Genomic DNA, 26,511 nt, shown 5'->3' on the forward strand with positions numbered 1-26,511 from the left:
GGCCCACGATGGAATGGCTCGATCATCTCCTTTTATTGACTGTGGCATTAGCCGCCAATCTGCTCTCCGCCCTGGCGGGTGGCGGGGCGGGGCTGCTGCAGCTGCCGGCGCTGATCTTCCTCGGCCTGCCGTTCGGCGTCGCCCTGGCGACGCACAAGGTGGCGAGCGTGGCCCTCGGCGTGGGCGCCACGCTGCGCCATGCCCGCCAGAACACGCTGGATCGACGCTTTACCCTGTTCATCCTCGCCTGCGGCCTGCCGGGGGTGGTGGCAGGCTCCAGCCTGATCCTCACCGTGCCGGAGACGCCGGCACGCATCGCCTTGGGGCTGATGACCATCGCCATGGGGGTCTATTCCTGGCGCAATCCTGGACTTGGGCAGGACCATGCCCCGCGCCACCGCGACCTGCACGGTTTCCTCATCGGCGGTGCGGTGCTGTTTGCCATCGGGCTACTCAACGGCTCGCTCACCTCGGGCACCGGCCTGTTGGTCACCCTGTGGCTGGTGCGCTGGTTCGGCCTCGACTACAAGCGCGCAGTGGCCTACACCCTGGTGCTGGTCGGCCTGTTCTGGAACGGCGCGGGGGCGCTGACCCTGGGCTGGCTTGGCGAGATCCGCTGGGACTGGCTGCCTGCCCTGTTCGTCGGATCGCTGATGGGCGGCTACCTCGGCGCGCACTTCTCCATCATCAAGGGCAACCGCTTCATCAAGCGGGCCTTCGAGGGGGTCACCATCGCCACGGGCCTTGCCCTGATCGGAGGCACAATCGCATGACGGATGCAAGGAGTTATGCACAAATCAGGTGCAGGACCGCGTAAGTCATTGATTTGCTGTCACGCGACTCACGCACGATCACGCACACAAGCTAACCCATTGATTTTAAAGGGGGCGCGCAATGTGGTTAAATGCTGACCAACTCAGCAGCAACCACATCGCCATGCGCCCCCGGAAGGAACACCCACGATTCATCCACCGAGTTATCCACAACCGTTGGGGATAATTCACCGCCCCCGAAAAAAGCACACCCGGCTGTGGATCGCCCCTCAGCGGCTGGGAACAAAGCGTAACGCGACATAGCCCCCAGACAGCAGCATGGCCACGCCGACCAGCCAGAACGGCGCGCCCAGACCGCCGCTCCACTGCGCCGTAAGGCCCAGGGCAAGGCCGCCGATGGCATAGCCGAGATCGCGCCAGAAGCGATAGATGCCGAGGATAGAGGCGCGCTGAGCCGGTTCGGCCAGATCGGCCACCGCCGCCCCCAGGGTGGGGTAGAGCATCGCCATGCCGGCGCCAATGACGGCGGCCTCCAGCGCCCACAGCAGGGGGGAGGCGGTCAGCCCCGTCGCGATCACCCCCACCCCGCACAACCCCATCCCCCACACGATCAGGCCCTTGCGCCCGATGCGGTCGGACAAAGGGCCCGTGACCAGCTGCCCCGCGCCCCACACCAGGCCGTAGACCGCGACCAGTCCGCCAGCCTCGACCAGGCTCGCCCCCCGTGTGACAAAGAACACCGGGAAGAACAGCCAGACGATGGCATCAGTGAACTTCTCCACCAGCCCCGCCTGGTGCAAGGCGCGCAAACGCACATCGTGCCAGGTCGCCGGCCAGAACAGTGGGCGCAGCGACATGGGCGCGGGTGTTCCTCCCTTCGGGTGAACCCTCTGATGAGCGAGGGCCCAGGGACGGGTCTCGCGCACCCCCCACAGCCCGAGCGCCAGGGCGACCAACACGGTCAGCGTGCCAAACCAGAACAGTCCCTCCCGCGCGCCGTACAGCTCCGCCAGGGCGGCGGTAAACAGGCCCGCCAGAGCAACCCCCGCATACCCCGAGAACTCGTTCAGCCCGTTGACCAGCCCGCGCTGCTCGGCGCGTGCGAGGTCGAGTTTGCTGTTGAGCGCCATCGACCAGCACAAGCCCTGGTTGACGCCAAGCAGCACGGTCGCGGCGACAATCCAGCCCCAGCCCGGCGCGTACAGGACCAGGAACGGCACCGGCAACGCGGCGAGCCAGCCCGCGATCAACACAGGTCTGCGCCCCCAGCGGTCGGACAGCCGCCCCGCGAACAGGTTGAGCAGGGCCTTCGCCAGCCCGAACACCACCACGAACGACGTCAGGGCGAGGAAGGAGCCCTTGGCCAGGCCAAAGTCCGACTCCGCCAGCACCGGCAACACGGTGCGGGTCATACCGATCGTCGCGCCGACGAAGAACACCTGCAGCAGTTGGAGCGTGAACTGGGCGAGGTTGGCGCGGATGCCGTGCAGGATGTCCATGGAGAGCTTCTCGTGTGGATGTCGATGGGAAACATCCTAGCGGCTGTTGACATGTCAATCAATTGATTGATTGAATGAATGCGCATCTTGAACGCCGCCCATTCCCACAGAAGGAGCCCACCATGTTCCTGGTCCAGCATCCCAGCCCCCTGTCTTCCCTGGCCTACCTGTTCGGCTGTACCGGCAAGCGCGCGGCGATCGCTGTCGATGTGCACGCGGGCGACGAGGAGGCCTTCCTCGCCATGGCGCGCGAGAAAAATGTCGATATCCGCTACGTCATCGACACCCACATCCACGCCGACCATGTCTCCGGCGGCCGCAGGCTCGCGCAGCTCGCCGGCGCACACTACGCCCTGCACGAGAGCAACACCGGTGTGGTGCCCTGGGACTTCATGGGGCTGCGCGACGGCCAGGTGCTGGAGGCGGGCAACGTCAGCGTGCAGGTGCTGCACACCCCGGGCCACACCGAGGACAGCATCACCCTGCTGGTGACCGACCGCTCACGCTGCGACGAGCCTTGGTTCCTGGTGACCGGCCACACCCTCTTCGTCGGCGCGGTCGGCCGCCCCGACCTCAAGGGCCGCGAACGGGAGATGGCGGAAAAGCTGTACGACTCGCTGTTCGGCAAGCTGCTAAGCCTGCCGGACCACCTCGAGATCCTGCCGGGTGCGCAGGCGGGCAGCGTGTGCGGTGGCGGTATCAGCGGCAAGCCGGTTTCCACCCTGGCCTTCGAGAAGCGTTACAACAAAGGCCTGATCCGCAACCGGGAAGCCTTCGTCGAGGCCATCCTCGAGACCGCCCTCGCCCTGCCCGAGCCCGAGGGCATGCGCGACATCATCGCCGCCAACATCGCGGCCGAGATCCCGGCCTGAGCACGCCACAGAGAGCGACATGATGGAACCGACGATGATCCTGCTGCTGGCTGTCCTCGGCCTGGCCCTGGTGTTTGGCGCCGCCGCGCAGTTCTCCCGCGTCTGCGTGCCGAGTGGGCTGAGCGATTGGATGTTCCGGGGCGAGCACGGTCGCCTGGCCGCCTATTTCATCGCCATCGGCGTGGCAGTCATCGGCACCGGCTTGCTGCAAGCCCTGGCGGGCATCGACCTGAACGACACCAAGCCCCCCTACCGCAGCCCGGAGTTCGCCTGGGGCCGCTATGCCATCGGAGGCTTCCTGTTCGGCGTGGGCATGGTGCTGGCGCGCGGCTGCCCGGTGCGCAACCTGGTCAAGCTCGGACAGGGCAACCTGCAGTCCCTACCGGTGCTGGTGGTGATGGCGGTCACCGCCTACGCCATGACCCGTACATCCCTCTATGCCAAGTGGTTCTTGCCCTGGGTCGGCGGACTGTCACTCAACCTGACCCCGTTCGGCATCGCCCATCAGGACCTCGCCAGCCTGCTCGGCGGCGGGGCGGGCCTCGCCCTGGCCCTAGCTCTCGCCGTCGGCCTCGCCTTCCTCGCCCTTGCGGCACGTTCACTGCCCCCCTCCGCGGCGCGCCGGAGTGCGATCTGGCTGGGCGGCGTCCTGATCGGCGCGACCGTCGCGGCCGCGTACTGGCTGACGGGTGGCCCGCTGGGCCAGAAGGCCTTGGAGACCGCGGAGATGATGGAGACCCCACCCGAGGGGCTCGGCATCCAGTCCTTCACCTTCGCCGCGCCACTCGGCGACGTGGTGCACTACCTCGGCCAGCCGACCGCGACTTCCGCCATCACCTTCGGCGTGGTCGCGGTAGCGGGCGTACTACTCGGTGCCCTGCTAAGCGCCGTCGTGCGCCGCGAGTTCGCCGTGCAGCGGTTCGGCGCGCCGCGCGAATGGGCACGGACCCTGGGCGGTGCGGTGCTGGTCGGGGTCGGCAGCGTGCTAGCCATGGGCTGCACCGTCGGCCATGGCCTAAGCGGCATCGCCACCCTTGCGCTCGGCTCGTTCGTGGGACTCGCCGCGATCCTGGCCGGGGCGTGGAGTGCACTGAAGCTCGAATCCCTGCTTGGCCAGCGCGCCCCGGTCGGCTGCGAAGCGTCCACCCCCGCTCAGGATTGCCCGGCGCCAGGGAACGGCTAGAATCGTCAGACTCAAATAATCAATTGAACGAGCATGAGCGGCTTCAAGCAGGACCTCAACGACCAGTTCGCCCGCCTTGGCAAGGCGCTCTCCAACGGGCGCCGGCTCGAGCTTTTGGAATACCTTGCCCAGGGCGAGCGCAGCGTCGAGCAGCTGGCCAAGGTCAGCGGCCTGAGCGTGGCCAACACCTCCCAGCACCTGCAGCAGATGCGCCAGGCGGGGCTGGTGAGCGCGCCGGGAGGGCAAGCACATCCTCTACTCGCTCGCAGGCGAGGACGTGGTACAACTGCTGGACGTGCTGCGCACGGTCGCGGAGCGCCGCCTGTCCGAGGTGCGCGAGATGGTCGCCAAGGTGCTCACCGCGCGCGACAGCCTGGAGCCGGTGCAGGCCGCCGAACTGCTCGAACGCTCCCGCCTGGGCCTTGTCACGGTGCTGGATGTGCGCCCGCCTGAGGAGTTCGAGGCCGGTCATCTGCCCGGTGCGATCAACCTCACCCTGGCGGAGCTCGAGAAGCAGCTGGATCGCCTGCCGCGCGACCGCGAGGTGATCGCCTACTGCCGCGGCCCCTACTGCGTGCTCTCCTTCGAGGCCGTCGCCCGCCTGCGGCAGCAGGGTTTCAAGGCGCGGCGGCTGGAGCAGGGCTACCCCGAATGGAAACTCGCCGGCCTTCCGACTGAAGCCGGTCCACAGTGAGACGACCATGAACGACACGACCCCGCTCCAGCAGCTGCGCGCCTACCTTGCCAGCGTCATCGTCGGCCAGAGTGCGCTGCTCGACCGCCTCCTGATCAGCCTTTTGACCGGTGGTCACCTTTTGGTCGAGGGCCTGCCGGGCCTGGCCAAGACCACCGCCATCAAGACCCTGGCCGAGGGGGTGCACGCGAGTTTCCAGCGCATCCAGTTCACCCCGGACCTCTTGCCCTCCGACCTCACCGGGGCCGAGGTCTATGATCCGGACAGCCACCAGTTCAGCTTCCGCCCAGGTCCCCTGTTCCACGAGATCGTGCTCGCGGACGAGATCAACCGCGCCCCGGCCAAGGTCCAGGCCGCCCTCCTGGAGGCCATGCAGGAGCACCAGGTCACCATCGGTGGTGTCTCCCACAAGCTGCCCGAGCTGTTCATGGTGATGGCGACCCAGAACCCGCTGGAGCAGGCCGGCACCTACCCCTTGCCGGAGGCCCAGCTCGACCGCTTCCTGCTGCACGTGGTGCTGGACTACCCCAGCGAGGCGGAGGAGCTCGAGATCCTGCGTCGCCATCGTGCCGCAGGGCAGGCCGCCCGCCCTGCGGCGCCGCGGATCGACGTCGCCTGGGTGCTTGCGGCCCGCCGCCAGGTCGAGCAGGTCCACGTGGCCCCCGAGCTCGAGGCCTGGATCGTGCGCCTGGTGGCCGCCACCCGCCGTCTGGCCGAGCTCGTGCCCGAAGCGGCCGGCATGATCGACTGTGGCGCCTCGCCGCGCGCCTCGCTCGCCCTCGCCCAAGCCGCGCAGGCGCTCGCCTTCCTGCGCGGGCGCGATTTCGTCACCCCGGAGGATCTGCTCGACATCGCCCCGGATGCCCTGCGCCACCGCCTGCTGCTCAGCCCGGCCGGCCAGCTCGCACGCCTCAACCGCGACACCCTGATCGCCAAGCTCTGCGATGCGCTTCCCACCCCTTGAGCGCTGGCTGCATCGGCATCAGGCGCGGGGCGACCTCCACGCCCCCCTGCTTGACGATGCGACGCTGGCCGAGATCGCTGCCCTGACGACCAGCCTACCCGAGCCGGTCCGTCTGAGTCCCCGGCTGCAGCGCGGCGAACAGGCCTCGCCCTACCAGGGCCCCGGCCTCGACTTTTCCGACCTGCGCCCGTATCAGCCGGGCGATGATGTGCGGCGGATCGACTGGCGGGTCAGCGCACGTCTGCAGAAGCCCTTCGTGCGTGTCTATGCCGAGACCCGTCAGGCCGTGACCTGGGTGGTGCTCGACCGCGGACCGAGCATGCGCTTCGGTACCCGTGCGCGGCTCAAGGCCGCCCAGGCGGCGCGGCTCGCGGCCCTGGTCCTGGGCGGCGCGGGGCGGGCGCTGGATGCGCTGGCGCTGACCCTGCTGGATGGCGACGCCTACACCACCCAGCCCCCGCGCAGCGGGCGTGCGCCGCTGCACGCGGCCCTTGAGGCCCTGCGCACCGCCTGCCCCCCGCCCCAGGACACCGCCCCAAGCCGCTGGAGCGAGGTCCTCGCCGAGCTGGAACTCACCCTGCCGCACGGGGCGCGGCTGTGGCTGATCTCCGACTGCCTCGGCCTCACCCGCGAGGATGAGGCCCTGCTGGAGCGCCTGGCCGCACGCGCGGAGCTGACCCTCTGTCCGATCGAGGATGCCAGCGAGCGCGCCTTGCCCCCACTTGGCCGGGTGCACCTGCAAACGGCTGCAGGCACGGTCGAGCTGGATACCGCATCCCACGCGCTGCGCACGGCCTATGCCGAGGCACGCGCCACCCGCCTCAAACATCTGGAGGCCCTGGCCGGCCGCCTGCGCGCGCGTCTGCTGCCCGTGGGTGCGGATGAGGAGCTCGCCGTGATCGCCACCCGCCTGGCTGGAGGCGCCTGATGGAAGGGATGCACGACATCATCCCCCCCGCCCCGGTGAGCGGTGGACTGACGGGCCTCATGGCACAGGGCGGACTGTCCCACCCTGTGCTGCTTGCCCTGCTGGCGGGCCTGCTCGTACTCCTTGCGCTCGCCCTCGGGCTCCTGCGCCACCGCCTGCGGGCAGCCCTGCGCCTCGCCCTGACCCGGCGCGCCCTGCGCGCAGGCAGGCTGGATCGGGTCGAGGGCCTGATTCGCCGCCACTTTGGCCTGGCCCACCTCCACCCCGGGCGGCCGCCCGCCGCCATCGACGCCCAGGCCTGGCACGCCCTGGTCGAGGGCCTGCATGCGGCACGCTTTGGCGCCCATGCCACCCCACTGGCCGCACTCCAGCCTCGACTCAACGCGGTCTTTTCACCCTCCCCCTCGAGGGGGGAGGGCTGGGGAGGGGGTGATGAGCGCGTGGCCGGCGTCACACCGGCCCCCTCACCCCAACCCTCTCCCCCCGGGGGAGAGGGCGAACAGGCGGGCCTGCACCCATGATCGCCTTCGCCCATCCTTGGCTGCTGCTCCTGCTGCCCGTCGTCCTGGGGCTGGGCTGGCGCTTCCGTGCCGCCGCCCCCGCAGCCTTCAGCCGCGCCCCGGTGCTGTTGCGCCACCCCGCCCTCGCCCGCCTGGGGCTCGGCACCGCGCGCACCGCGCCCGCCGTGCGGCGCTGGCTGCCGCTGGTGCTGGCCCTGCTGGTGCTCGCCGCCGCCCGGCCGCAGAGCGAAGGGGGCTGGCTGCCACCGGCGGGCGAGGGCCGCGACATCCTGCTTGTGATCGACGCCTCGCCCAGCATGTCCATCCACGACATGACGCTGGACGGCAAGACCGTGCCGCGCATGGCGGTGCTCAAAGAGGCGGCAAGGAGCTTCATCGACGCCCGCCTGCAGGACCGCCTAGGGCTCATCGTGTTCAGCGACGCGGCCGCCACCCTCGTGCCGCTCACGCACGATCGCGCCGTGGTCGCGGCCCAGCTTGCCCGCCTCACCCCAGGCAGCACGGGCGCGGCCACGGCCATCGGCGAGGGGCTGGGGGTGGCGCTGCGGCAGGTCGAGGGCCGCACCCCGCCCCCGGTCATCGTGCTGTTCACCGACGGCGACAACACCGGCGGCATCCTGCGCCCGCGCGAGGCGCTGGCCTATGCCCAAGCCTTGGGGCTGCGCCTGTACACCGTCGCCGTCACGCCGGAGCCTGCCCTGCCGACCACCGATGCGGGCGGGCTTCGGGAGCCGACCCTCGCGGAGATGAGCGAACTCACCGGGGGTGCGGCCTACCGGGCCGGGGATGCCGACAGCCTGGCCCGCATCCTGGCCGAGATCGACCGGCGCGAGGCGACCACCCGCCCGCCCCCCACGGAGCGGGTGAAGCTCGAGTGGTATCCCCTTCCTCTCGGTCTGGCCCTGCTCCTGCTCACCCTGGGCCAGTGGCGCGAACTGCGCACGGGGAGGGCGGCATGAGTACCCTGCTGAGCATCCAGTGGCACTGGCCCTGGGCCTTTGGCCTGCTGCTCGTCCCGCTCCTGCTTTGGCTGGCGGGCCTTATGCGCCGCGCCCGCCTGCTGGACTATGCCGACCCCACCCTGCGGCCCTGGGCGCTCACGGATCAGGCCCGAGCCGGTCACGGCCGTGCGCTTGTGCACGCGCTCGCCTGGCTCATGCTGACCCTCGCGCTGGCCGGTCCACGGCTGCCGGTGGAGCAGGCGGGGGCGGCCGTACCCGCCCGGAGTGACGTGCGGGTCCTGGTCCTGCTCGATGTCTCCGCCTCCATGCAGGCGACCGACATCGCCCCCTCGCGCCTTGCCCGCGCCGGGCTGAAGCTGTCTATGCTTCCCGAGCAGCTTTCCGGCGAGTCGCTCGGCCTTGCGGTGTTTGCCGGCACCGCCGGACTGGTCATCCCTCCGACCCGGGATGCCGGGGTCTTCCGCTTTGGCCTGGAGCAGGGTCTTACGATGCTGGAGGATGCCCCCGGCACCGAACTCGCCACCGCCCTCGAGGTCGCCCGGCGCGCCCTCGGTGAGGGCGATGCGCGCCACGGCCGGGCCATCCTGCTGGTCACCGACGGCGAGGCCGAGGCCCTGCGGGGCAATGCCCTGCTGGCGGCGGTGGAAGCCTTACGCGAGGCCGACCTCCCCCTGTTCATCCTCGGTGTGGGGAGCGAAGAAGGGGCCCCCATCCCGGACGGTGCCGGCGGTGTCCGCATGGTCGATGGCGAGGCCTGGGTCAGCCGGATGGATGCGATGCGGCTTGCGGAGATGGCCGAACGAACCGGCGGCCAGTTCGTGAGGGTTGCGGACGGCGACGGTGATCTGCACTCGCTTGCGGCCGGCCTGCGGGCCCTGCCCAGCCATCCCGACCCCGGCGCCGCACGCGCCTGGCGCGAGTTGTTCCTTATCCCGCTGCTGGCGGGCCTCATCCTGCTTCTGCTGGCCTATGCCCCCGCTCTACGCAGGCCGGGCCTTGCGGCCTTGCTGCCCACCCTCCTGCTCGGCGGCCTGCTCAGCGGCCCCACGGACGCCTGGGCCGACCCAGCACTTGCCGCCGCCTACGCGGCCTGGGCCCGCGGCGACTTCGTCCAGGCCCAGCTGCTCTACGCCCACCAGCCGGGGGCCCAGGCGCGCCTTGGCGAGGGCGCGGCCGCCTACCGGCGCGGCGACTTCGACCACGCCGCCCAGAGTTTCACCACCGCCTGGCTGCTGGCCCCGGATGACACGACCCGCGCCGACGCCCTCTACAACCTGGGCAACGCCGAGCTGAAGGCCGGCCACCCGGAGCGCGCGGTGGCCGCCTATGAGTCCGTGCTGCGCCTGCGCCCCAACGATGAGGCAGCACAGGCCAACCTGTGGCTCGCCCGCCAGCAGGCCGAGGAGCGGTCGATGCAGCGATCCCGCCCGGAGAGCCCCCCCGGCCGCCGGCCGACCGACTACGCGCGCTACGACGAGGACGTCACCGCCGACTTTCCCACCGAGGAGGCCGCTTCCGGCGGCGACCTCTCTGCCGGCGGCCCGGGTGGTGGCAAGCCGACAGGCAAGGCGACCGGCTTACTTACCCTGACGGAGGCCGACCGCCAGGCCGCAGAGAAGAAGATGGAACTGCTGCGCGACGCGCCCGCCCCCCTGTGGCGCGCGATGATGCGCAGCGAGACGCCCGGGCGGGTGAGCGAGGGGCTGCCATGGTGAAACGCGTACCGAACGCCTCCATCGCGGCGACACGCCGCGCCCACCGAACCTGCTTTGGGCTGTGGGAGCCGCGTGCCGCGGCGATAGGCGCAGGAGTCCGGCCCCCCCCCCTCACCGCCATCCTTCTGGCCCTGCTGCTCATGCTCGGCCCCCAGGCTCACGCCGAGCTTGGCATCGACGCCCACCTCGCCAACCCGACCCCCTGGCTGCGCGAGGAGGTCCTGCTCACCGTCGAGGTGCTGGACGACCGCAGCATCGTCGAGCAGATCATCGCCCCCTGGACCCCGCCGGGGGTGATCGTCCGCCCGCTCGGCAGCCGTCAGGAGCGCCTGCAGACGCCTGAAGGGGTGCGCATCCGCCACCGCCACCTGTGGGCGGTCATGCCGCTCTATCCCGGCGTGCTTCCGCTCCAGCCGCCCACCGTCGAGGCCCGCGTCACCGGCGGCAAGCGCCTGCCCCTGACCCCGCCGCAGCTCGAGCTTACCGCCCGCCCGCTCGACCCGCTGCTGCCGGTCGATATCCCGGTCAGCCCCCTGCAGCTCACGGCCGCCCCCCTGCCCGAGGCCGTGCCGAGGGGCCGCCCCTTCACCTGGAGCCTCGCCATCGAGGGCCAGGGGCTGAGCGCGCGCGGCATCGAACGCTGGCTCAAGGAGGCCCTGCGCGATACTGGCAGCCTGCGTGTCTACCCACCGGACATCAAGCTGCGGGACGGCATCGACCCAACCCAGCCCCTGCGCCAGCGGGTCGAGATGCAGCTGACGCTGGAGGCGCGCGACAGCGGCCAGGTGCGCCTGCCGCAGATCCGCCTACCCTATATCGACCCGACCGACGGCATGGTTCGCCTGACCTCGCTGCCCGCGACCGAGCTGCGCGTACAACACCCGCTGTGGCTGGCACTGCGCCCCTGGTTACCGTGGTTCGCGGGCGCAATGCTGCTGGCCGTCCTGGTCATCCCCCTGCAACGCTGCGGACGACGCTGGCTCGCACGACGGGCATGGCTGCGCTCACTGCGTGAAGCCGACACCCCCGCGGCCCTGCGCAGGGCCTGGCGAGGGGGGGCCGAAATGCTGGTCGATGCCCAGACGCAGGCACGGGTCCAGCGCCTGGACGCGGCCTGCTATGGCAACCACCCCTTGGGCGAAGCCGATTTCCGCACCCTCAGGCAAGCCTTGCTGCAGGCCGCCGCCGGCGCACACAGGACGGGCTGCTGGCCATTTCATGGCGCGCGATCTAGCATCACACTATCTCCACCCCCCTGAAGGATCCCCGTTGAGAGACGAGGCCGTCCATCCGCGGTAGTCACGGGATGATTTGAAGCGATGAAATCCACCGTCCTCCGCCTACCCGCCGTGCTGGCCATCCCGGCCAACCCGGCAGCGGCCACCAACAGGTTCCTGATCGGCGCGGTGATCCTGTTGCTGCCGCTGGTCGTGCTGGGGCAGACGAGCGCCGGCGCCATGCCCTTCGTCACCTACACACAGGCCCACGCGGTGCTGGAGGGGCTCACGGTCGCCCTCTCGGTCATGATCTTCATGCTCGCCTGGAGTACCCGCGGGGCCGGGATCGCCATGCTCAACATGGCGCACTTCCTGACCTTTCCCGGCATGCCCGGCGTCGACGAACACTCCGGCCTGCAGCGTTCCCTGAGCTTCTGGATGCCCACCCAGGCCATGACGGCCGCCGCCCTGCTCGCCGCGGCCCTGCTGCCCTCCGCTGTGGGGAATGCACGCAACCTGATCAGGCTGAGCGGCACCCTTACGCTGGTCGCGAGCGGCCTGATGCTGGGGCTGGAGTTCCTCCGGCCCGACTGGCTGCCGGTGTGGTGGGTGGCGGGCAGTGGCCTCACCTCCGCCAAGGTCCTGGGTGAATACCTCATCGCCATCGCCTTTGCCGGGGCGACCCTGCTGCTGGTGTTGCGTGCCTGGCGCGACACCTCCGCCGAGGAACGGACCGCCTCCACCCTGCTGGCCTGGGCGGCCCTGATCCTGTCGATCGGCGAACTGGCCTTCACGCTCTACAGCGGCGTCAGCGACTGGGTCGCCCTGCTCGGCCATTTCTACCGGATCACCGCCTTCCTGCTGGTCTACCAGGCCCTGTTCGTGCATGGCGTGCAGCTGCCCTACCAGCGCATGGCCGACTCCGAACGCACGCTGGCAGAGAGCCAGGCGCGTTACCGGCAGCTGTTCGAGACCTCGCCGGACGGCATCCTGCTGCTCGATGCCGATCACAGGATCCGCAAGGCCAACCCGAGCATCACGCGCATGTTCGGGCATGCCGACGGAGAGTTGCTCGGGCGCCCCCTCGACAGCCTCATCGCCTGGGATGGGCAGGAGGGCTCGCCACGGCTGCACGACGACCATGTGCCCCTGCGGTCGTTGCACACGCTGACGGTCGATAAGGGCACCGAACTGACTGGGAAGCGGCGGGAGGGCAGCCACTTCCCCATGGAGGTCGAGCTGGTGCCGCTGGAACACTCCGATGCCGATGACCTCGCGGCCATGTGCATCATGCGAGACGTCACCGAACGCAAGCGCCTCGAAAGCCAGCTCGTCCACCAGGCGATGCATGATGCCCTCACCGACCTGCCTAACCGCGTGCTGCTGCTCGACCGCATGGAGCAGGCCCGGCTGTATGCCCAGCGTAGCGGCACCCCATTCGCGGTCATGTTCCTCGACCTCGACTACTTCAAGAGGATTAACGACAGCCTCGGCCACCAGCAGGGCGACCTGCTGTTGAAACAGGTCAGCGAACGCCTGAGCAGTGTGCTGCGCGAGGATGATACGCTGGCCCGCCTGGGTGGCGACGAATTCGTCATCCTGCGCGCGGGACTGGAAAGCGGGGCCGATGCCTCGCGGATGGCGGAAGACCTCCTCAACGCCCTCGGGCAGCCCTTCCGGCTCGGCGAGCAGGACGTGTACATCGGCGCCAGCATCGGCATCACCCTCTACCCCGACGATGCCCAGGCAGGCGAAACCCTGCTGCGCAATGCCGACCTTGCGCTCTACCAGGCCAAGGCCACAGGGCGTAACACCTTCCATTTCTTCTCGCGCGAGATGGATCGCGAGGCCCAGGAGCGGCTGACCCTGGAGACGCAACTGCGCCGGGCCATCGCCATCACCCAGACGGCCTCGCCGCAGGCCATGGCCACCGGCCTGCACACGGGCCTCGAGCTGCACTACCAGCCCCAGGTCCGCGCCGATGGCCAGCTGGTGGGTGCAGAGGCCCTGCTGCGCTGGCGCAACGAGGGCCAGCTGGTCATGCCTCATCGTTTCATTCCGCTGGCCGAGGAAAACGGCCTGATCGTGCCGATGGGCGCCTGGGTGCTGCGCGAGGCCTGCCGGCAGGCACGCCAGTGGCTGGACGAGGGCCTGACGCTGGGCAGCATGGCCATCAACGTCTCCGCCCGCCAGTTCCGTCAGCACGACTTCGTCGAACAGGTGCGCCAGGTTCTGGAGGAGACCGGCTGGCCTGCCGCACGGCTGGAGCTGGAGATCACCGAGAGCATGATCATGGAGGCGCCGCAGGAAGCCGCCAGCGCCCTGCGGGAACTGGCAGCACTCGGCGTGGCGATCGCGGTGGACGATTTCGGCACCGGCTACTCGTCGCTAGCCTATCTGAAGACCTTCCAGGTCGACCGTCTCAAGATCGACCAGACCTTTACCCGCGCACTACCGGACGACCCGGACAACACCGCCATCGTCAACGCCATCATGTCCATGGCGCATGCCCTCGGTCTGCGGGTCGTGGCGGAAGGGGTGGAAACGGAGGCCCAGCGCGCCTGGCTGTCGCTGCGGGAGTGCGATGTCATGCAGGGCTGGCTGTTCGGCAAGGCGCTGCCCGCTGCCGATTTCGAAAGCCGCTTCCTGATGAGCAAGAGGCCGCAGGCTCATCCAGCGGATTGAGGGGCGCTCAGCGGGGGTTGCCGAAGCCGTCGAAGGCGGACGATCCCGCCAGTTGCACTCCGATCCGCGGCAAGCCCTCGGCCAAGGCGTCACCCGCGCTCAGACGCCAGCCATGGACCGCGGCGAGCGCTTCGCCGCGCTCGTCGAGCAGGGCCTGGCTGACCGCGCGCAGGCCCGGCCAGATCGCGGGGCGTTGCCAGCGCGGGGCCTCGCCCTGCTCGAGGGCGTAGTGGATGTCCTCCTCGAACCGTCTGGCCAGCAGGGCCGCCGCATGGGCCGGTAGCGCAGCGGCGAGGACGCCGGCATCGTTCACCCGTCCCAGCGCATCCTGCCCCTGGCGCAGGTGGCGCAGCACGTCCTTCGCCTCCAAGGCCGTCGCCAGCGGCTCCAGCATGTAACGCAGCTGCTTGCCAACCAGGCGCAAGGGGTGCAATCCCTCGGGCAGGTGGTGCATGTCGGCAAGATAGGGCGTGGCGGCGTCCATCCAGCGTTCCGCCATCCAGGCACCGAACGACTCCCTGTCCGCCCCCTCGAGCGGGCGCATGCGCTCCAACGCACGCTGCGCCCCCTCCAGCATCTCCGGCAGGGTGTCCAACAGGGCCGCCCGGTGGGCCGCATGTTCGCCCGCCAGCCGCTCGCGCAGGGCCTGCCAGCCATGACGCTCACGCCCGCGGAGCTGCACACCGGCCAGCCAGGCCTCCTGCACCTCCAGGTCACGCACAGGCCCGCTCTCGCGCGCGAAACTGCGCAGGGCACGGCGCGCCTTGCGGGGAATATCGACGAGAGGTGCGCAGAGTTTGAGCCAGACGCGGGCGCGCCGCACCGCCACGCGCGTATCGTGCAGGGCCTCTTCGGCGGAAGGGGTCTTGCGCAGCAACGCCCCCTGGGTCAGGACCTCCTGCAAACGCTGGTGCAGGATGGTCAGACACACATCGGCCACGGGGCGCTGGAGATCGTCGAGGGTCAGCATATCCACCTCGGGAGTGGTTCGCGACATATCGTTCGAGCATAGCCCGCCTGGACTTCAGGGGGATGACAGCCGGTTAGCGGATCACCATCCCGGGCCCCAGGGGGCCGGTATCCGAGGCCAGCCGGTGCGCGGCGCGGATCGGCGCGGGAAGGCGGTAGCGGGTCACGGCGGCCATGACGCTGGCGATCGCGGCCTCAAGACCCAGCCGGTGACCGATCGAGACATAGACCGGCTTCACCCCCGCACGGGTGCGCAGGACGGCGCCGATCACCTCGTCCTCATCCTCGAGCGGTACCCACGCCCCGCGCACGTTCGGCACCTCAGCATGGCGACCGCACAGGCGGGTCTTGCCGACGCCGACACTCGGCAGACCGGTGACCACCCCGAGGTGCGCCGCAATGCCGAGACGGCGCGGGTGGGCGATGCCCTGTCCGTCACACATCAGCAGCTCGGGCGTCTGCCGCAACTGGCCGAGCGCCATGAGCACGGCCGGCAGCTCGCGGAAGGCGAGCAGGCCGGGGACATAGGGGAAGCGGGTGGGCAGCCGCGCGAGGGCGGTCTCGACCACCCGGCAGGCAGGCATGTCGAGCACCGCCACCGCCGCCCGGGTGGTGCGACCTTCGGCCTCGAAGCCCACGTCCACCCCGGCAATCCGCCCGGCGAGGATCGGAGGGCCCTCGCGCAGCACCCGGGCGGCCAGCTCGCGCTGGATCTCCACCGCCTCGGCGGGCGTCACGTCCCAACGATGGGGGGCTTCGAGCCTCATCGGCGGAAGGGCGGCAGGCCGTCCAGGAACGCCTCCCACACCAGCAGGCGATGGCCGCGCAGGAGGAAAAGCGAGCGCCGCGCCCACCGGGGGCCGCTGCGCCCCGGCGGCAGGACCGCAAGCTCAAGTCGCCGGGCGCCACCGCGGAACAGCAGCGAGCCGAGCGGACGCCGCCCGAGGCGCGCAAGACCGAGCCTGCGCTGCGCCGCAGGCGAGCCGAGGGTGATGGCATGCACGTAGGGCGTCCACGCCCCCGCATGCCGACAGGACAGACGCACCTCGCGCCGCCACACCCGCGCGCCGATCCGCAGCCCGAGCAGGCGTGCGCTGGCGGGGTCGGCCTCAGCCCACCCCTCGCCCAGCACCTCGACGACCAGTCTCCCCGGACAGACGCGCGCCAGGTGTCGGGTCAGCGAGCCCGGAGCGCGCAGCCAGGCCAGGGGGGGACGGGAACGGGGTCTGACGGCAAGCATGGGGACAGGGGCCATCCTGAGGTCGGAAGACACACATCCTATCTTAAGTAAAAGCCAGAGAACGCGACTAAACTGCTGATATCTCCACCCCATCGTGGAGGCCGCCAGTCACCGGAGGATGCGCGCCATGCCCAATGAATACTTCCTTTACGCCGCACTGGCCGGGATGCTCATCTTCGGCGTCGTCTGCCTCCTCACCATGAGCGCCACCCTCTCATGGGGGCTGTCCTTCACCGCGGCGCTGGCCGCGCTCTACTACCTCTCCCCGCATATCCTCCCGGAGAATTCGCTCTTCCATCTCGAAAGGGACCTCACCCTGCTGGCGCACAACGTCTTTTTCATCGCCAGCTGGCTTGCAGGGAGCCTGATCGCCCGCTGGGTCTGCCTCCGCGGCCAGTCCTAGGCCTGTCCGTGGCCACGCCGCCCCTGGACGTGTTCACACAAACGTAACCCTACCGACACCCCGAGGTCACAACCCCGCGCCAGCATGGCGGCTCCGTTCTGCAAGCACATCCACGGAGCCTCCATGAACAAGCGCCTTCTTACCCTTTTCCCTCTCACCGCCGTCGCCGCAGCGGTGGGTCTCGCCCTCACCGGCTGCGGTGGTGATGGCGAGCCCCTCGTCTCCAGCGTCGAGTTCACCGCCACTCCGGCGGCTGCGACCGATGAGCAGATGATCAAGAACTACACCACCTCCGTCGCCCGTGTGACCTACACCGACGGCTCGGTGAAGGAATACCCGCTCACCTACAACACCCTGTTCAAGAACACCGACCAGACGAGCGAGGTCAAGGGCAAGAAATACGCCGCTGCCCAGCTCTTTGACGTGGGCATGAACCCGATCAAGGATCCGAACGGCGACCCTGTGATCTCCGAAACGGCCGATGCCAACTCGCTGCTCAAGGTGGGCGACAAGCTGTTCCTGGTCAACCACTGGGAGTATGACGACGTCCTGGCCGACGGACAGGATGCCTACAAGGTCGCCAACTGGTACTCCCGCATGCCGATGAGCATGAACCTCACCGAGCTCAAGCAAGATGGCAGCGGCAAGCTCAGCCTGGTCAAGCAGACCGCGGTGGACTTCTCCTCCGTCAACGGCGGCTGGATCTTCTGCGCTGGCGGCCCCTCCCCGTGGAACACCCACATCGGCGGCGAGGAGGACTACGACCTCTACTTCGTGCCGGGCGAGAGCAAGTACAGCACCACCCAGGCGGGCCTGAAGGCCATGACCGAGGTCTACTTCAACAACATGAAGACCGCCAACCCCTACCACTATGGGTTCATCACCGAGGTCGCGCCGAAGGCGGACGGCACCTATGCCGTGCAGAAGCTCTACAACATGGGCCGCGGCACCTGGGAGCTGGCGCGCTTTGCCAAAGATGGCCGCACCGCCGTGTTCGGGGATGACGGTGAGTACTCCGGCATCTTCATGTTCGTGGGCAACGAGACGAACAATCCCAAGGCCGGTGGCACCTTGTACGCGGCCAAGTGGAACCAGACCTCGGCGGATGGTTCCGATGGCGGCACGGCCAACATCCAGTGGGTCAAGCTTGGCTCGGCCACCTATGACGAGATCAAGAAGCTGATCGACTCCGGCATCACCATCGGCGACATCTTCGAGACCTCGCTGACCGAGCAGGCCGGCTTTACTCCCACCCGCGCAGGCTCGTCGCAGACCATCTGGGTCAAGCTCAAGCCGGGCATGGAAAAGGCCGCCGCCTTCCTCGAGACCCGCCGCTATGCCGCCTACCTTGGTGCCACCACCGAGTTCACCAAGGGTGAGGGCGTCGCCTTCAACCACGCCGACAAGAAGATGTACTACGCCATGAGCCGCATCGAGAAGTCGATGAAGGCCGCCGATGGCGGGCCGGTGGATCACGTGCGCCTGAAGGAAAACAAGGCGGGCGCCACCTACACCTTCGACCTCGCCTCCGGGCAGAAGGACACCGCCGGCAATGCCATCAACTCCGACTATGTGCCGACCAAGGCCTATGTCGAGACTGCACTGCTCGGCAAGCCGATCACCGCCGATGCCAATGGCAACACCGCGGATGTGAACAGCATCGCCAACACCGACAACGTGTTCTACTCCGAGGCCATGCGCACGCTGTTCATCGGCGAAGACTCCGGCATGCACGTCAACAACTACCTGTGGGCCTACAACGTGGACACCAAGAAACTCTCCCGCATCCTGAACCTCGCGGCGGGTGCGGAGTCCACCGGCTTGCAGATCGTGGACGATCTGAACGGCTATGCCTACATCATGAGCAACAACCAGCACCAGGGCGACTGGATCAGCACCCAGCCCGCCGCGCTGACCCAGCGCCTGGAGGCCAAGGCCGCCGAGCTGTTGGGCCGCAACAAGTATGGGGTCACCAACTACCGCCTGGAGGCTCATGTGGGCTACATCGGCGGTCTGCCGGCGATCCGCAAGTAAGGAAGCTCTCGGGCAGGCCTACGGGCCTGCCCTTTTTCCCGAGCCTTGCATCCCTGGGTTCGGGAAAAAGCAAGAACCGACCATGCGCACCGAAACCATCCTCGGACTGTCTGCCCTCGCCGTTGCCGTCGGGCTGGCCCTGCTCGCCTGCCAAGGCGGCGGCGACAGCAGCACCCAGACGAACAGCCCTTCAACGCCCCCGGCGACCCCTGCCTACGCCCCCTTGAATGGCGAGAGCATCAGCCGCGCCACCTTCCAGAACCCGCACGCCCACATTCCGGCGCAGTGCTACATCGAAACCAGCTTCGGCACCCAGAACGCCTACCTGTTCTGCCACACCGACGGGGTGGCGAAACGCGGGCTCGGCAACAACAACCCGCAAGCCGGGCTCAACCCCAATGTCGGCAATCTCCAGGCCGAGTATGCCTTCGGGGTCATCGATTACCCCTTTGTTCCCAACTCCAGCATCAACCCATGGATCAACACGCTGCGCCCAGAGGTGCTGAAGAAGGCCGTCGATGCCCTGGGGCTCAAACTCGAAGACTGGGATATGCAGGCCTACGTGCGCCAGGACAACTGGCGCGCGGCCTTTGCCCAGCGCCCCGGCTCGCCCAAGGAGTGGGATAGCGGCATCGACCACCCCCTGCGCCTCTTCCCGGGCCTCGCGCCCGACGACCTCCCTGCCGGCAACGACGGTTTCGTCCGCAGCACGGTGGCCGAGCGCGGCTTTTTCCAGGACGGCCAGGGCTGGATCACCGGCTGGCGGGCGGTGAATTTCATGCCCTACGGCATCTTCACCCCACGCTCGGGCAGCGTCTCGGGCATCTACATCCGCCTGCCCGAAGTGTTCATGAAAGACGCCGAAGGGCGCTTCAGCCTGGCCGTCTATGCTGCCAACCTCGAACGGGTAGCCGCCAATATCCAGGACCGGCTGCAGGGCGAAACCCATTACCTGGGGGCCGCCGCCGGCATCGCCATCGTGCGCGGCCAGTACCCGCTCGGCACCGAGTTCGCCCACCCCCTGCACTACGTGGACGTGGAGGCGGATGGTGCCAACCCCAGCATCAGCCCGTATCCTGGCACCCGCGCCCGCCGGGTGAAGGAGATCCGCTGGATGTACAAGATGCACCCATGGCATCCCGAAGAATTCGGCATGGGGCTCAAGGACGAGTCCGCCCCTGTCTATGCCAACCGCCAGCAAGGCTGGATCGATAACGGCGTCGGCTGGCTACTGGGTGGCTGGATCGAAGATGCAGGCGGTGCCCTGCGCCCGCAAAGCCCCTCCGAACTCACCCAATGCGTCGGCTGCCACTCGGGGAACCTGCGTCAACCGGACATCGGCCAGAACGCCGTCTACACCTCGGGCACCGGCAACACCATCGACAGCACCTGGGCCCTGCCGCGCAAGCTCGCAGGCGAGGCCGGCTGGCGTGAGATGGACTACCTTGGCTACACCGCCAAGGCCCAGGCCGTGCTGGATGAGTCCCCGGGCAGACTCACCCTTCCTGAGCCGCATAACCGCGCCTTGGGACAGGGGGAGTTCAAGGTCTTCCTGGACTACGTGGTGGGTGCCTCGCTTTATGGCGACATGCCAGCGAGCATGGACGCTTATCTTGCCGACCAGATCCGCAAGTCCCGTGGTTATTCGGCCGACTGGCCGAGCCTCTCAGCCGCGCTGGCCGACGGGCGGGCTGAGTCTGTCCGCAGCGCGCAGGAAACACGGCTTAAGCTCATGCGTGAGTTCACCGCCCGTGGGGCGTACAAGGATGCTGAAGGGCGCATCCTGCCCGAGCTGTTCCTGCCTTCCCGCCGCGAGGCGCTGGAGGCCGCCCGCTGCTACCGCCAGGTGGTCGTCACCCAGCGCTACGACTTCGGCAAGGACGTGTTCGCCGAAACCCCATTCACCTTGCGCTACTTCCGCACCCCGGAGGTCGGCTTTACCCATCAGGACGGCCGCCCCTACGTCTTGGGCGAGGTGATCACCGACCGCCCCATCGAGACGAATCCCGCCAAGTTCACCTTTGGGATGGGCATCACTCCGACCCTGATCGACGAGGACAAACCCTTCGCCCAGGGGGGGACGTTCCTTCGCGATTATGTGCCGTTGCTTGATTAAGGAGGGTTGATTCAGCGTTTTATCGCGCCGGGGGCGGCGCTCCTACGGGAAGAGGGGCCGCCTGTAGGAGGCCCGCCCCCGGGCCGATCAACTCACACCTTGGCATAGCCGATCCCCGCGCCCACCCAGCGTTCGATCAGGGGCTCCACGGCCTCGGGATGCTCGCGCAGGAGGGTGTCCGCCAGCTCGCGCACCTGAGGGATCAGCTCCGCGTCGCGCGCAAGGTCGGCAAAGCGCAGGCGCGCCAGGCCCGTCTGCTGGGTGCCGAGAAACTCTCCCGGGCCACGCAGTTCCAGGTCCTTCTCGGCAATGCGGAAGCCGTCATTGGTCTCGCGCATCACCGCCAGGCGCTCTTTGGCCACCTGGGAGAGCGGCGGGGAGAACAGCAGCACGCAGCTCGACTCCACCGCGCCGCGCCCCACCCGGCCGCGCAGCTGGTGCAACTGGGCGAGCCCCAGCCGCTCGGCATTGTCGATGATCATCAGCGAGGCATTGGGCACGTCCACCCCCACCTCGATCACCGTGGTGGCCACCAGAATGTCGAGCTGCCCGGCCTTGAACGCCTGCATCACCGCCTCTTTCTCGCGCGGCTTCATGCGCCCGTGCACCAGGCCAATACGCAGGTCCGGCAGGGCCTCCGTCAGCGCGAGGTGAGCCTCCTCCGCGGCCTTGGCCTCAAGTTTCTCGCTCGCCTCGATCAGCGGACAGACCCAGTAGGCCTGCCTTCCTGCGCGGCAGGCGCGGCCGAGGCGCTCCATCACCTCCTCGCGCCGGGTGTCGGGCACCGCCGCGGTGTGCACGGGGGTGCGGCCCGGCGGCAGCTCGTCCAGCACCGACACGTCCAGATCGGCGTAGGCCGTCATCGCCAGGGTGCGCGGGATGGGGGTGGCGGTCATCACCAGCTGGTGCGGGTGCAGCGCGCCCTGCCGGCCCTTCTCGCTCAAGGCCAGGCGCTGGTGCACGCCAAAGCGGTGCTGCTCGTCGATGATGATCAGCCCCAGGCGGGCGAACGCCACCCCCGCCTGAAACAGGGCATGGGTGCCGGTGACCACCCGGGCCGTACCGGAGGCCACATCCGCAAGGGCCTGCCGTCGCGCCGCGCCCTTCTGACTGCCGGCGAGGAAGGCCACCGGGATGCCGAGCGGGGCAAACCACTGGGCGAGGTTGCGCGCATGCTGCTCGGCCAGAAGCTCGGTCGGGGCCATCAGGGCGACCTGCCGGCCGGCCTCCAGCGCCGCGCAGGCGGCCAGCGCGGCGACGATGGTCTTGCCCGAGCCCACATCCCCCTGCACCAGGCGGCGCATGGGCCGGTCGCGGGCGAGGTCCGCGCGGATCTCCCCGAGCACCCGCTGCTGCGCCCCGGTGAGCCTGAACGGCAGCCCCGCCATCAGTTGCTCCGCCAGCGCCCCACCGATGCCGAGCGGCTCGGCCCGCCACTGCTCGGCCTGCGCCCGCCAGCGGCGCATGGCGAGCTGCTGGGCCAAGAGCTCTTCGAACACCAGCCGCGCCCCGCCAGGGGTCGCCAGCGGGGTGGCCGCCGCCTGGGTCGGGCGATGCAGGTCCTCCAGCGCCGTGCGCAGATCGGGCAGGCCCAGCGCCTCGCGCACACGGGCCGGGAGCAGGTCGGGCAAGAGTTCCGACTGGCGCGCCCAGAGGCCCAGCGCCTCGCGGATCAGCCGCCGCAGGGTGCCCTGCATCAGCCCCTGGGTGGTGGGGTAGATGGGCGTCAACGCGGTGTCGAGCGGCGCCGGGAGGGGCGTGATCTCCGGGTGGGCCATGTCCAGCCCCGCCAGCCCGCCCTTGACCGTGCCATAGGCGCGCAGGCGCTGGCCGCGCTTGAGCCGCTCCGCCAGCCCGCGCGGCGGGTTGAAGAACCACAGCGTCAGCCGGCCGCTGCCATCCCCCAGCACGGCGCGGTATTGCAACCGGCGGCCGTTACGCGACTCCACCGCAAGGATCTCGCCCTCCACCTGCGCCGTCTCCCCCGGGCGCAGGGTGCCGATCAGGCTCACGTGGGTGCGGTCCTCGTAGCGCAGCGGGGCATGCAGCAAAAGATCGACCACGGTGGAAAGCCCCAGCGCCTCTAGACGTGCGGCCAAGGCCGGGCCCACGCCCTTGAGGGCGGTCACGGGCGGCGGGGCGGAGGTGGCGCGGGTCATGGGGGCATTGTAGGCGGGGAGGGCTTGGGCTTGGCAAGCCGGGAAATCACGACGCTCCCCGCCCACAGAAGCTCGGCCCGGGGGCGGGCCTCCTACAGCCGCGTGTAGGAGCGACGCCCTCGTCGCGATCAGTCGTCTGGGGCGGCCTACGGCCGGCTGCGGTAGAACTGCATCGGTACGGCCTGCACCTCGCGCGCCCGCTCGCGGGCCACGCTGCGCTTGAGCTTGCCGACCACGTGCATCTCGCAGGGCTTGCAGTCGAACACCAGCTTGAGTTTCTCGCTGCCGTTCATGAGCCACAGCGGTTCGGCCTTGATGGTGCCGTGCACGCCGAGCACCCCGCGCGTCTGCTTGGGGCAGAGGCTCAAGGAATAGCGCACGCAGTGCTTGGTGATCATCAAGGACACCTCGCCTTCTTCCTCGTGCGCCTCGAAGGCGGCGTCGATGAGCTTGACACCATGTTTGGCGTAAAAGTCGCGCGCCTTGTGGTTGAACACATTGGCCAGATAGGTGAGGTGCTCCGCAGGATAGGGCACGGGCGGCTCGACCGGCTTGGCGCGCTCAAGGCGCGGCAGGGCGGCCCGACGCGCGGCTTCCAGCGCCTCGATCCCCTCGCGCCGCAGCTGATTGACGAGGGAGGCGGGCACGAACCACGGTTCGCGCAGATCGAACGCGATCTCCACCGCCTCGAAGATCGTCGCCCCGAGCTTGCTTAAGTTCTCGCGCAGGCTGGCCTCCGCGCGTGCGGCATCGCGGGCCGCTTCCTTGGCGAGGAGGAGATGGGCGGTCGCGCGGTGACCGTCCTCATCGACCAGGGTCAGGGTGAGACCGTCCTCGGTATCGGCCAGGCGCATCCAGAGCTTGATGCGGCGTTCGGCAGATTTCCGCTCCAGCCCGCGCACCCAGCTCATGTCGCGGTTGCGGTTGATGGTGAGCCCTGGGCGCAGGTGCCTAAGCTCGCCGATGGGGTCCTTCGGCACCACCCGCCAGCGGTGGGGCGCCATCCGCTCGGCGGTATTGATCGCCATGCCGACCAGTTCGCGCTGCAGGTCGAAGTAGCACAGGCCATCGCCGTTGTGCAGTTCTATCCCCTCCTCGGTCTCGATCTCCACCGCGTCCTTGTGGACCTTCACCACCCAGCCGATCGGCTGGCCTGGGTTCTTGGGCGAGTCGAAGGCGCCGATGTCGATCTGGCGGCCATTGACGAAGTAGTCCGTGGCGTCGCGGTTGAAGTTCTGCTTGGGATCAGGGGTGAAGAACAGCCGCGTGGTGCCGCTGGAGCTGCGGGCAAGCTGGGGACGTTCTTCAAGGATGGCATCCAGCAGGCGGCGGTAGTGGGCGGTGATGTTCTTCACATAGCCCATGTCCTTGTAGCGACCCTCGATCTTGAAGCTCTGGATGCCGGCGTCGATCAGGGCGGCGAGGTTCGCGCTCTGGTCGTTGTCCTTCATCGACAGCACGTGCTTGTCGTGCGCCAGGATGCGACCCTCGGCATCCCGCACCTCGTACGGCAGGCGGCAGGCCTGGTTGCACTCGCCGCGGTTGGCGCTGCGGCCGGTGTGGGCCTCGGAGATGTAGCACTGCCCGGAGTAGGCCACGCACAGCGCGCCGTGGATGAAGAACTCCAAGGGCACCGTGGTCGCGGCGCGGATGGCCTTGATCTGCTCGAGGGTCAGCTCGCGCGCCAGCACCAGCTGGGAGAGGCCCACATCCTGCAGAAAACGCGCCTTCTCCGGGGTGCGGATGTCGCACTGGGTGCTGGCGTGCAACTGAATCGGCGGCAGGTCCAGCTCCAGCAGGCCCATGTCCTGGATGATGAGCGAGTCCGCCCCCGCCTCGAACAGCTGCCAGACCAGCCGGCGCGCCGGTTCCAGTTCATCGTCGCGCAGGATGGTGTTGAGGGTGACGTGGATGCGGGCGTGGAAGCGGTGGGCATACTCGACCAGGCGGGCGATGTCGGCCACGCTGTTGTCGGCGCTCTTGCGCGCACCAAAGCCCGGACCGCCGATGTAGACCGCATCGGCCCCATGGTTGATGGCCTCGATGCCGATCTCGGCATCGCGGGCGGGGGCGAGGAGTTCGAGTTGATGGTCGAGCATGTGCTTGCCTCGTCGATCAGTCAGCTCAACACGTCGCCTCAGTCACCCCGGCGCGGGGCGCGGTTCCCGCTGCGGGCCTGGCCTGCGCGCGCGCCCTCGGGACGGGGCCCACGCCGTTCGCCGGCCGGCCGTTCGGCGCGGTTGCCGACGTTGTCCGGACGCGGGCCGCGACGCTCGCTGCCCGTACGATTTGCCCCCTCGGCGCGAGGGGCGCGCGGCGGGCAGCCTTCACTGGAGCGGGCCGTGCCTTGTGTCGGACGGCCGCCGCCACGCGAGCCGCGCGGACCGTTGCGGCCATTCTGGATCGGTTCCGGCTTGATGCTCGGGTCCACCTCGAAGCCCGGCACGATCTCGCGCGGCAGTTCGCGCTTGATCAGGCGCTCGATGTCGCGCAGCAGCTTGTGCTCGTCCACGCAGACCAGCGAGATGGCCTCGCCCTCGGCCCCCGCGCGGCCGGTGCGGCCGATGCGGTGCACGTAGTCCTCGGGCACGTTCGGCAGCTCGTAGTTGACCACGTGCGGCAGCTCGGCGATGTCGATGCCGCGCGCGGCGATGTCGGTCGCCACCAGCACCGCCAGGCTGCCGGATTTGAACTCGGACAGCGCGCGGGTGCGGGCGGACTGGCTCTTGTTGCCATGGATGGCGAGCGCGGGGATGCCGTCGTTGCTCAGCTGCTCGGCCAGGCGATTGGCGCCGTGCTTGGTGCGGGTGAACACCAGCACCTGGTGCCAGTCGTTGTCCTTGATCAGCTTGGCCAGCAGGTGGCGCTTCTTCTCGCGGTCGACCGGGTAGATCTTCTGCGCGATGGTGTCGGCGGTGGCATTGCGGCGCGCCACCTCGATCAGTTGCGGGTTGTCCAGCAGGCGGTCGGCCAGGGCCTTGATCTCATCCGAGAAGGTGGCGGAGAACAACAGGTTCTGCCGCTTGGCGGGCAGCAGGGCCAGCACGCGCTTGATGTCGTGGATGAATCCCATGTCCAGCATGCGGTCGGCCTCGTCCAGCACCAGGATCTCGACCTTGGAGAGGTCGACGTTGCCCTGCTGGTGGTGGTCGAGCAGGCGGCCCGGGGTGGCGACGAGGATGTCCACGCCCTGACGCAGGCGGTCGGTCTGCGGCTGCATCCCGACGCCGCCGAACATGACCATGGAGGAGAGTTTCAGGTAGCGGCCATAGGCGCGCACGCTCTCCTCGACTTGGGCGGCAAGCTCGCGGGTGGGTGTGAGGACCAGGGCGCGCACCTGGCCGCGGCCGGGCGGGCCCTTGCGGGTCGCATTCAGGCGCTGCAGGAGCGGCAGGGTGAAGCCGGCGGTCTTGCCAGTGCCGGTCTGCGCCCCGGCCAGAAGATCCTTGCCGGTGAGCACGGCGGGGATGGCCTGGGCCTGGATGGGGGTGGGGGTGGTGTAGCCGCGCTCTTCGACGGCACGGACGATCTCGGCGGACAGGCCAAGGGAGGCAAAGGACATGGATTTCTTTTCCGA

General features: G+C 69.0%; 20 protein-coding genes and 1 pseudogene. 14 read left to right on the top strand and 7 right to left on the bottom strand.

What is annotated here, in order from left to right:
* The first annotated feature begins 8 nt into the window (after nt 1-8).
* Nucleotides 9-773, top strand: a complete 765-nt coding sequence (locus V6D91_RS04530; RefSeq protein WP_347318164.1) for a sulfite exporter TauE/SafE family protein — start codon at nt 9-11, stop codon at nt 771-773.
* 269 nt (nt 774-1,042) lie between these two features.
* On the opposite strand, the gene V6D91_RS04535 is transcribed toward V6D91_RS04530, so the two are convergent.
* Nucleotides 1,043-2,272 (bottom strand): MFS transporter, encoded by a 1,230-nt coding sequence (locus V6D91_RS04535; protein ID WP_347318165.1) that lies wholly within the window; start codon nt 2,270-2,272, stop codon nt 1,043-1,045.
* A 122-nt stretch (nt 2,273-2,394) separates the two neighbouring features.
* On the opposite strand from V6D91_RS04535, the gene V6D91_RS04540 reads away from it, so the two are divergent.
* The 10 genes and pseudogenes from V6D91_RS04540 to V6D91_RS04585 all read left to right on the top strand — a co-directional run bounded on the left by V6D91_RS04540 (nt 2,395) and on the right by V6D91_RS04585 (nt 14,013).
* Nucleotides 2,395-3,144 (top strand): MBL fold metallo-hydrolase, encoded by a 750-nt coding sequence (locus tag V6D91_RS04540; RefSeq protein ID WP_347318166.1) that lies wholly within the window; start codon nt 2,395-2,397, stop codon nt 3,142-3,144.
* Nucleotides 3,145-3,163: 19 nt separating this feature from the next.
* A complete protein-coding gene (locus V6D91_RS04545; protein ID WP_347318168.1) occupies nt 3,164-4,327 on the top strand; it encodes a YeeE/YedE family protein in 1,164 nt (387 codons plus the stop codon).
* Between the two features lie 33 nt (nt 4,328-4,360).
* A pseudogene (locus V6D91_RS04550) lies at nt 4,361-5,021 on the top strand (metalloregulator ArsR/SmtB family transcription factor).
* 7 nt (nt 5,022-5,028) lie between these two features.
* Nucleotides 5,029-5,985 (top strand): AAA family ATPase, encoded by a 957-nt coding sequence (locus V6D91_RS04555; protein WP_347318170.1) that lies wholly within the window; start codon nt 5,029-5,031, stop codon nt 5,983-5,985.
* Nucleotides 5,966-6,913, top strand: coding sequence for a DUF58 domain-containing protein (locus V6D91_RS04560; protein WP_347318172.1), 948 nt, complete (start codon nt 5,966-5,968; stop codon nt 6,911-6,913). Before V6D91_RS04555 ends, V6D91_RS04560 begins: the two co-directional genes overlap by 20 nt.
* The gene (locus tag V6D91_RS04565) at nt 6,913-7,434 is read left to right on the top strand and encodes a hypothetical protein (RefSeq protein ID WP_347318174.1); all 522 of its coding nucleotides are present in this window, start codon (nt 6,913-6,915) and stop codon (nt 7,432-7,434) included. The genes V6D91_RS04560 and V6D91_RS04565 overlap by 1 nt, the downstream gene beginning before the upstream one ends.
* Nucleotides 7,431-8,393 (top strand): VWA domain-containing protein, encoded by a 963-nt coding sequence (locus V6D91_RS04570; protein ID WP_347318176.1) that lies wholly within the window; start codon nt 7,431-7,433, stop codon nt 8,391-8,393. Before V6D91_RS04565 ends, V6D91_RS04570 begins: the two co-directional genes overlap by 4 nt.
* Nucleotides 8,390-10,111, top strand: a complete 1,722-nt coding sequence (locus V6D91_RS04575) for a VWA domain-containing protein (protein WP_347318177.1) — start codon at nt 8,390-8,392, stop codon at nt 10,109-10,111. The genes V6D91_RS04570 and V6D91_RS04575 overlap by 4 nt, the downstream gene beginning before the upstream one ends.
* Entirely contained in the window at nt 10,105-11,370 is a 1,266-nt protein-coding gene (locus V6D91_RS04580) for a hypothetical protein (RefSeq protein WP_347318179.1), read from the top strand. The genes V6D91_RS04575 and V6D91_RS04580 overlap by 7 nt, the downstream gene beginning before the upstream one ends.
* Nucleotides 11,371-11,430: 60 nt before the next feature.
* Nucleotides 11,431-14,013, top strand: coding sequence for an EAL domain-containing protein (locus V6D91_RS04585; protein ID WP_347318180.1), 2,583 nt, complete (start codon nt 11,431-11,433; stop codon nt 14,011-14,013).
* Nucleotides 14,014-14,020: 7 nt separating this feature from the next.
* Here the strand turns inward: V6D91_RS04585 and V6D91_RS04590 are convergent, their stop codons facing one another.
* The 3 genes from V6D91_RS04590 to V6D91_RS04600 are packed head-to-tail and all read right to left on the bottom strand — an operon-like array spanning nt 14,021 to nt 16,222.
* The gene (locus tag V6D91_RS04590; RefSeq protein WP_347318182.1) at nt 14,021-15,010 is read right to left on the bottom strand and encodes a CHAD domain-containing protein; all 990 of its coding nucleotides are present in this window, start codon (nt 15,008-15,010) and stop codon (nt 14,021-14,023) included.
* Between the two features lie 46 nt (nt 15,011-15,056).
* Nucleotides 15,057-15,749: a deoxyribonuclease V gene (gene nfi / locus V6D91_RS04595; RefSeq protein WP_347318183.1), complete on the bottom strand. Its 693-nt coding sequence runs from the start codon at nt 15,747-15,749 to the stop codon at nt 15,057-15,059.
* Entirely contained in the window at nt 15,746-16,222 is a 477-nt protein-coding gene (locus V6D91_RS04600; protein WP_347318185.1) for a chorismate lyase, read from the bottom strand. The genes nfi and V6D91_RS04600 overlap by 4 nt, the downstream gene beginning before the upstream one ends.
* Nucleotides 16,223-16,349: 127 nt before the next feature.
* Here V6D91_RS04600 and V6D91_RS04605 point away from each other — a divergent pair, with 127 nt between their 5' ends.
* From V6D91_RS04605 to V6D91_RS04615, 3 genes are all read left to right on the top strand, one after another.
* Nucleotides 16,350-16,625: a hypothetical protein gene (locus V6D91_RS04605; protein WP_347318187.1), complete on the top strand. Its 276-nt coding sequence runs from the start codon at nt 16,350-16,352 to the stop codon at nt 16,623-16,625.
* 123 nt (nt 16,626-16,748) lie between these two features.
* A complete protein-coding gene (locus V6D91_RS04610) occupies nt 16,749-18,659 on the top strand; it encodes an alkaline phosphatase PhoX (protein ID WP_347318188.1) in 1,911 nt (636 codons plus the stop codon).
* A gap of 82 nt (nt 18,660-18,741) precedes the next feature.
* Nucleotides 18,742-20,775: a hypothetical protein gene (locus V6D91_RS04615; RefSeq protein ID WP_347318190.1), complete on the top strand. Its 2,034-nt coding sequence runs from the start codon at nt 18,742-18,744 to the stop codon at nt 20,773-20,775.
* Nucleotides 20,776-20,867: 92 nt separating this feature from the next.
* Here the strand turns inward: V6D91_RS04615 and recG are convergent, their stop codons facing one another.
* The 3 genes from recG to V6D91_RS04630 form a co-directional block, all read right to left on the bottom strand.
* Nucleotides 20,868-22,934 (bottom strand): ATP-dependent DNA helicase RecG, encoded by a 2,067-nt coding sequence (gene recG / locus V6D91_RS04620; RefSeq protein WP_347318192.1) that lies wholly within the window; start codon nt 22,932-22,934, stop codon nt 20,868-20,870.
* Nucleotides 22,935-23,080: 146 nt separating this feature from the next.
* Complete coding sequence (locus V6D91_RS04625; RefSeq protein ID WP_347318194.1) at nt 23,081-25,033, bottom strand: U32 family peptidase; 1,953 nt, start codon at nt 25,031-25,033, stop codon at nt 23,081-23,083.
* A gap of 38 nt (nt 25,034-25,071) precedes the next feature.
* Complete coding sequence (locus V6D91_RS04630; protein WP_347318196.1) at nt 25,072-26,496, bottom strand: DEAD/DEAH box helicase; 1,425 nt, start codon at nt 26,494-26,496, stop codon at nt 25,072-25,074.
* Nucleotides 26,497-26,511: the final 15 nt, after the last annotated feature.

Source organism: Thiofaba sp. EF100 (assembly GCF_039822285.1).
Taxonomy (GTDB): domain Bacteria; phylum Pseudomonadota; class Gammaproteobacteria; order Halothiobacillales; family Halothiobacillaceae; genus Thiofaba.

What these genes read in the sequence shown, in the direction of transcription:
- V6D91_RS04560 (WP_347318172.1), top strand. Translation starts at nt 5,966, where the DNA reads ATGCGCTTCCCACCCCTTGAGCGCTGGCTGCATCGGCATCAGGCGCGG.
- V6D91_RS04580 (WP_347318179.1), top strand. Translation starts at nt 10,105, where the DNA reads ATGGTGAAACGCGTACCGAACGCCTCCATCGCGGCGACACGCCGCGCC.
- V6D91_RS04555 (WP_347318170.1), top strand. Translation starts at nt 5,029, where the DNA reads ATGAACGACACGACCCCGCTCCAGCAGCTGCGCGCCTACCTTGCCAGC.
- V6D91_RS04570 (WP_347318176.1), top strand. Translation starts at nt 7,431, where the DNA reads ATGATCGCCTTCGCCCATCCTTGGCTGCTGCTCCTGCTGCCCGTCGTC.
- V6D91_RS04590 (WP_347318182.1), bottom strand. Translation starts at nt 15,010, where the DNA reads ATGTCGCGAACCACTCCCGAGGTGGATATGCTGACCCTCGACGATCTC.
- V6D91_RS04530 (WP_347318164.1), top strand. Translation starts at nt 9, where the DNA reads ATGGAATGGCTCGATCATCTCCTTTTATTGACTGTGGCATTAGCCGCC.
- V6D91_RS04615 (WP_347318190.1), top strand. Translation starts at nt 18,742, where the DNA reads ATGCGCACCGAAACCATCCTCGGACTGTCTGCCCTCGCCGTTGCCGTC.
- V6D91_RS04585 (WP_347318180.1), top strand. Translation starts at nt 11,431, where the DNA reads ATGAAATCCACCGTCCTCCGCCTACCCGCCGTGCTGGCCATCCCGGCC.
- V6D91_RS04565 (WP_347318174.1), top strand. Translation starts at nt 6,913, where the DNA reads ATGGAAGGGATGCACGACATCATCCCCCCCGCCCCGGTGAGCGGTGGA.
- nfi (WP_347318183.1), bottom strand. Translation starts at nt 15,749, where the DNA reads ATGAGGCTCGAAGCCCCCCATCGTTGGGACGTGACGCCCGCCGAGGCG.
- V6D91_RS04600 (WP_347318185.1), bottom strand. Translation starts at nt 16,222, where the DNA reads ATGCTTGCCGTCAGACCCCGTTCCCGTCCCCCCCTGGCCTGGCTGCGC.
- V6D91_RS04575 (WP_347318177.1), top strand. Translation starts at nt 8,390, where the DNA reads ATGAGTACCCTGCTGAGCATCCAGTGGCACTGGCCCTGGGCCTTTGGC.
- V6D91_RS04545 (WP_347318168.1), top strand. Translation starts at nt 3,164, where the DNA reads ATGATGGAACCGACGATGATCCTGCTGCTGGCTGTCCTCGGCCTGGCC.
- V6D91_RS04540 (WP_347318166.1), top strand. Translation starts at nt 2,395, where the DNA reads ATGTTCCTGGTCCAGCATCCCAGCCCCCTGTCTTCCCTGGCCTACCTG.
- V6D91_RS04605 (WP_347318187.1), top strand. Translation starts at nt 16,350, where the DNA reads ATGCCCAATGAATACTTCCTTTACGCCGCACTGGCCGGGATGCTCATC.
- V6D91_RS04625 (WP_347318194.1), bottom strand. Translation starts at nt 25,033, where the DNA reads ATGCTCGACCATCAACTCGAACTCCTCGCCCCCGCCCGCGATGCCGAG.
- V6D91_RS04535 (WP_347318165.1), bottom strand. Translation starts at nt 2,272, where the DNA reads ATGGACATCCTGCACGGCATCCGCGCCAACCTCGCCCAGTTCACGCTC.
- V6D91_RS04610 (WP_347318188.1), top strand. Translation starts at nt 16,749, where the DNA reads ATGAACAAGCGCCTTCTTACCCTTTTCCCTCTCACCGCCGTCGCCGCA.
- recG (WP_347318192.1), bottom strand. Translation starts at nt 22,934, where the DNA reads ATGACCCGCGCCACCTCCGCCCCGCCGCCCGTGACCGCCCTCAAGGGC.
- V6D91_RS04630 (WP_347318196.1), bottom strand. Translation starts at nt 26,496, where the DNA reads ATGTCCTTTGCCTCCCTTGGCCTGTCCGCCGAGATCGTCCGTGCCGTC.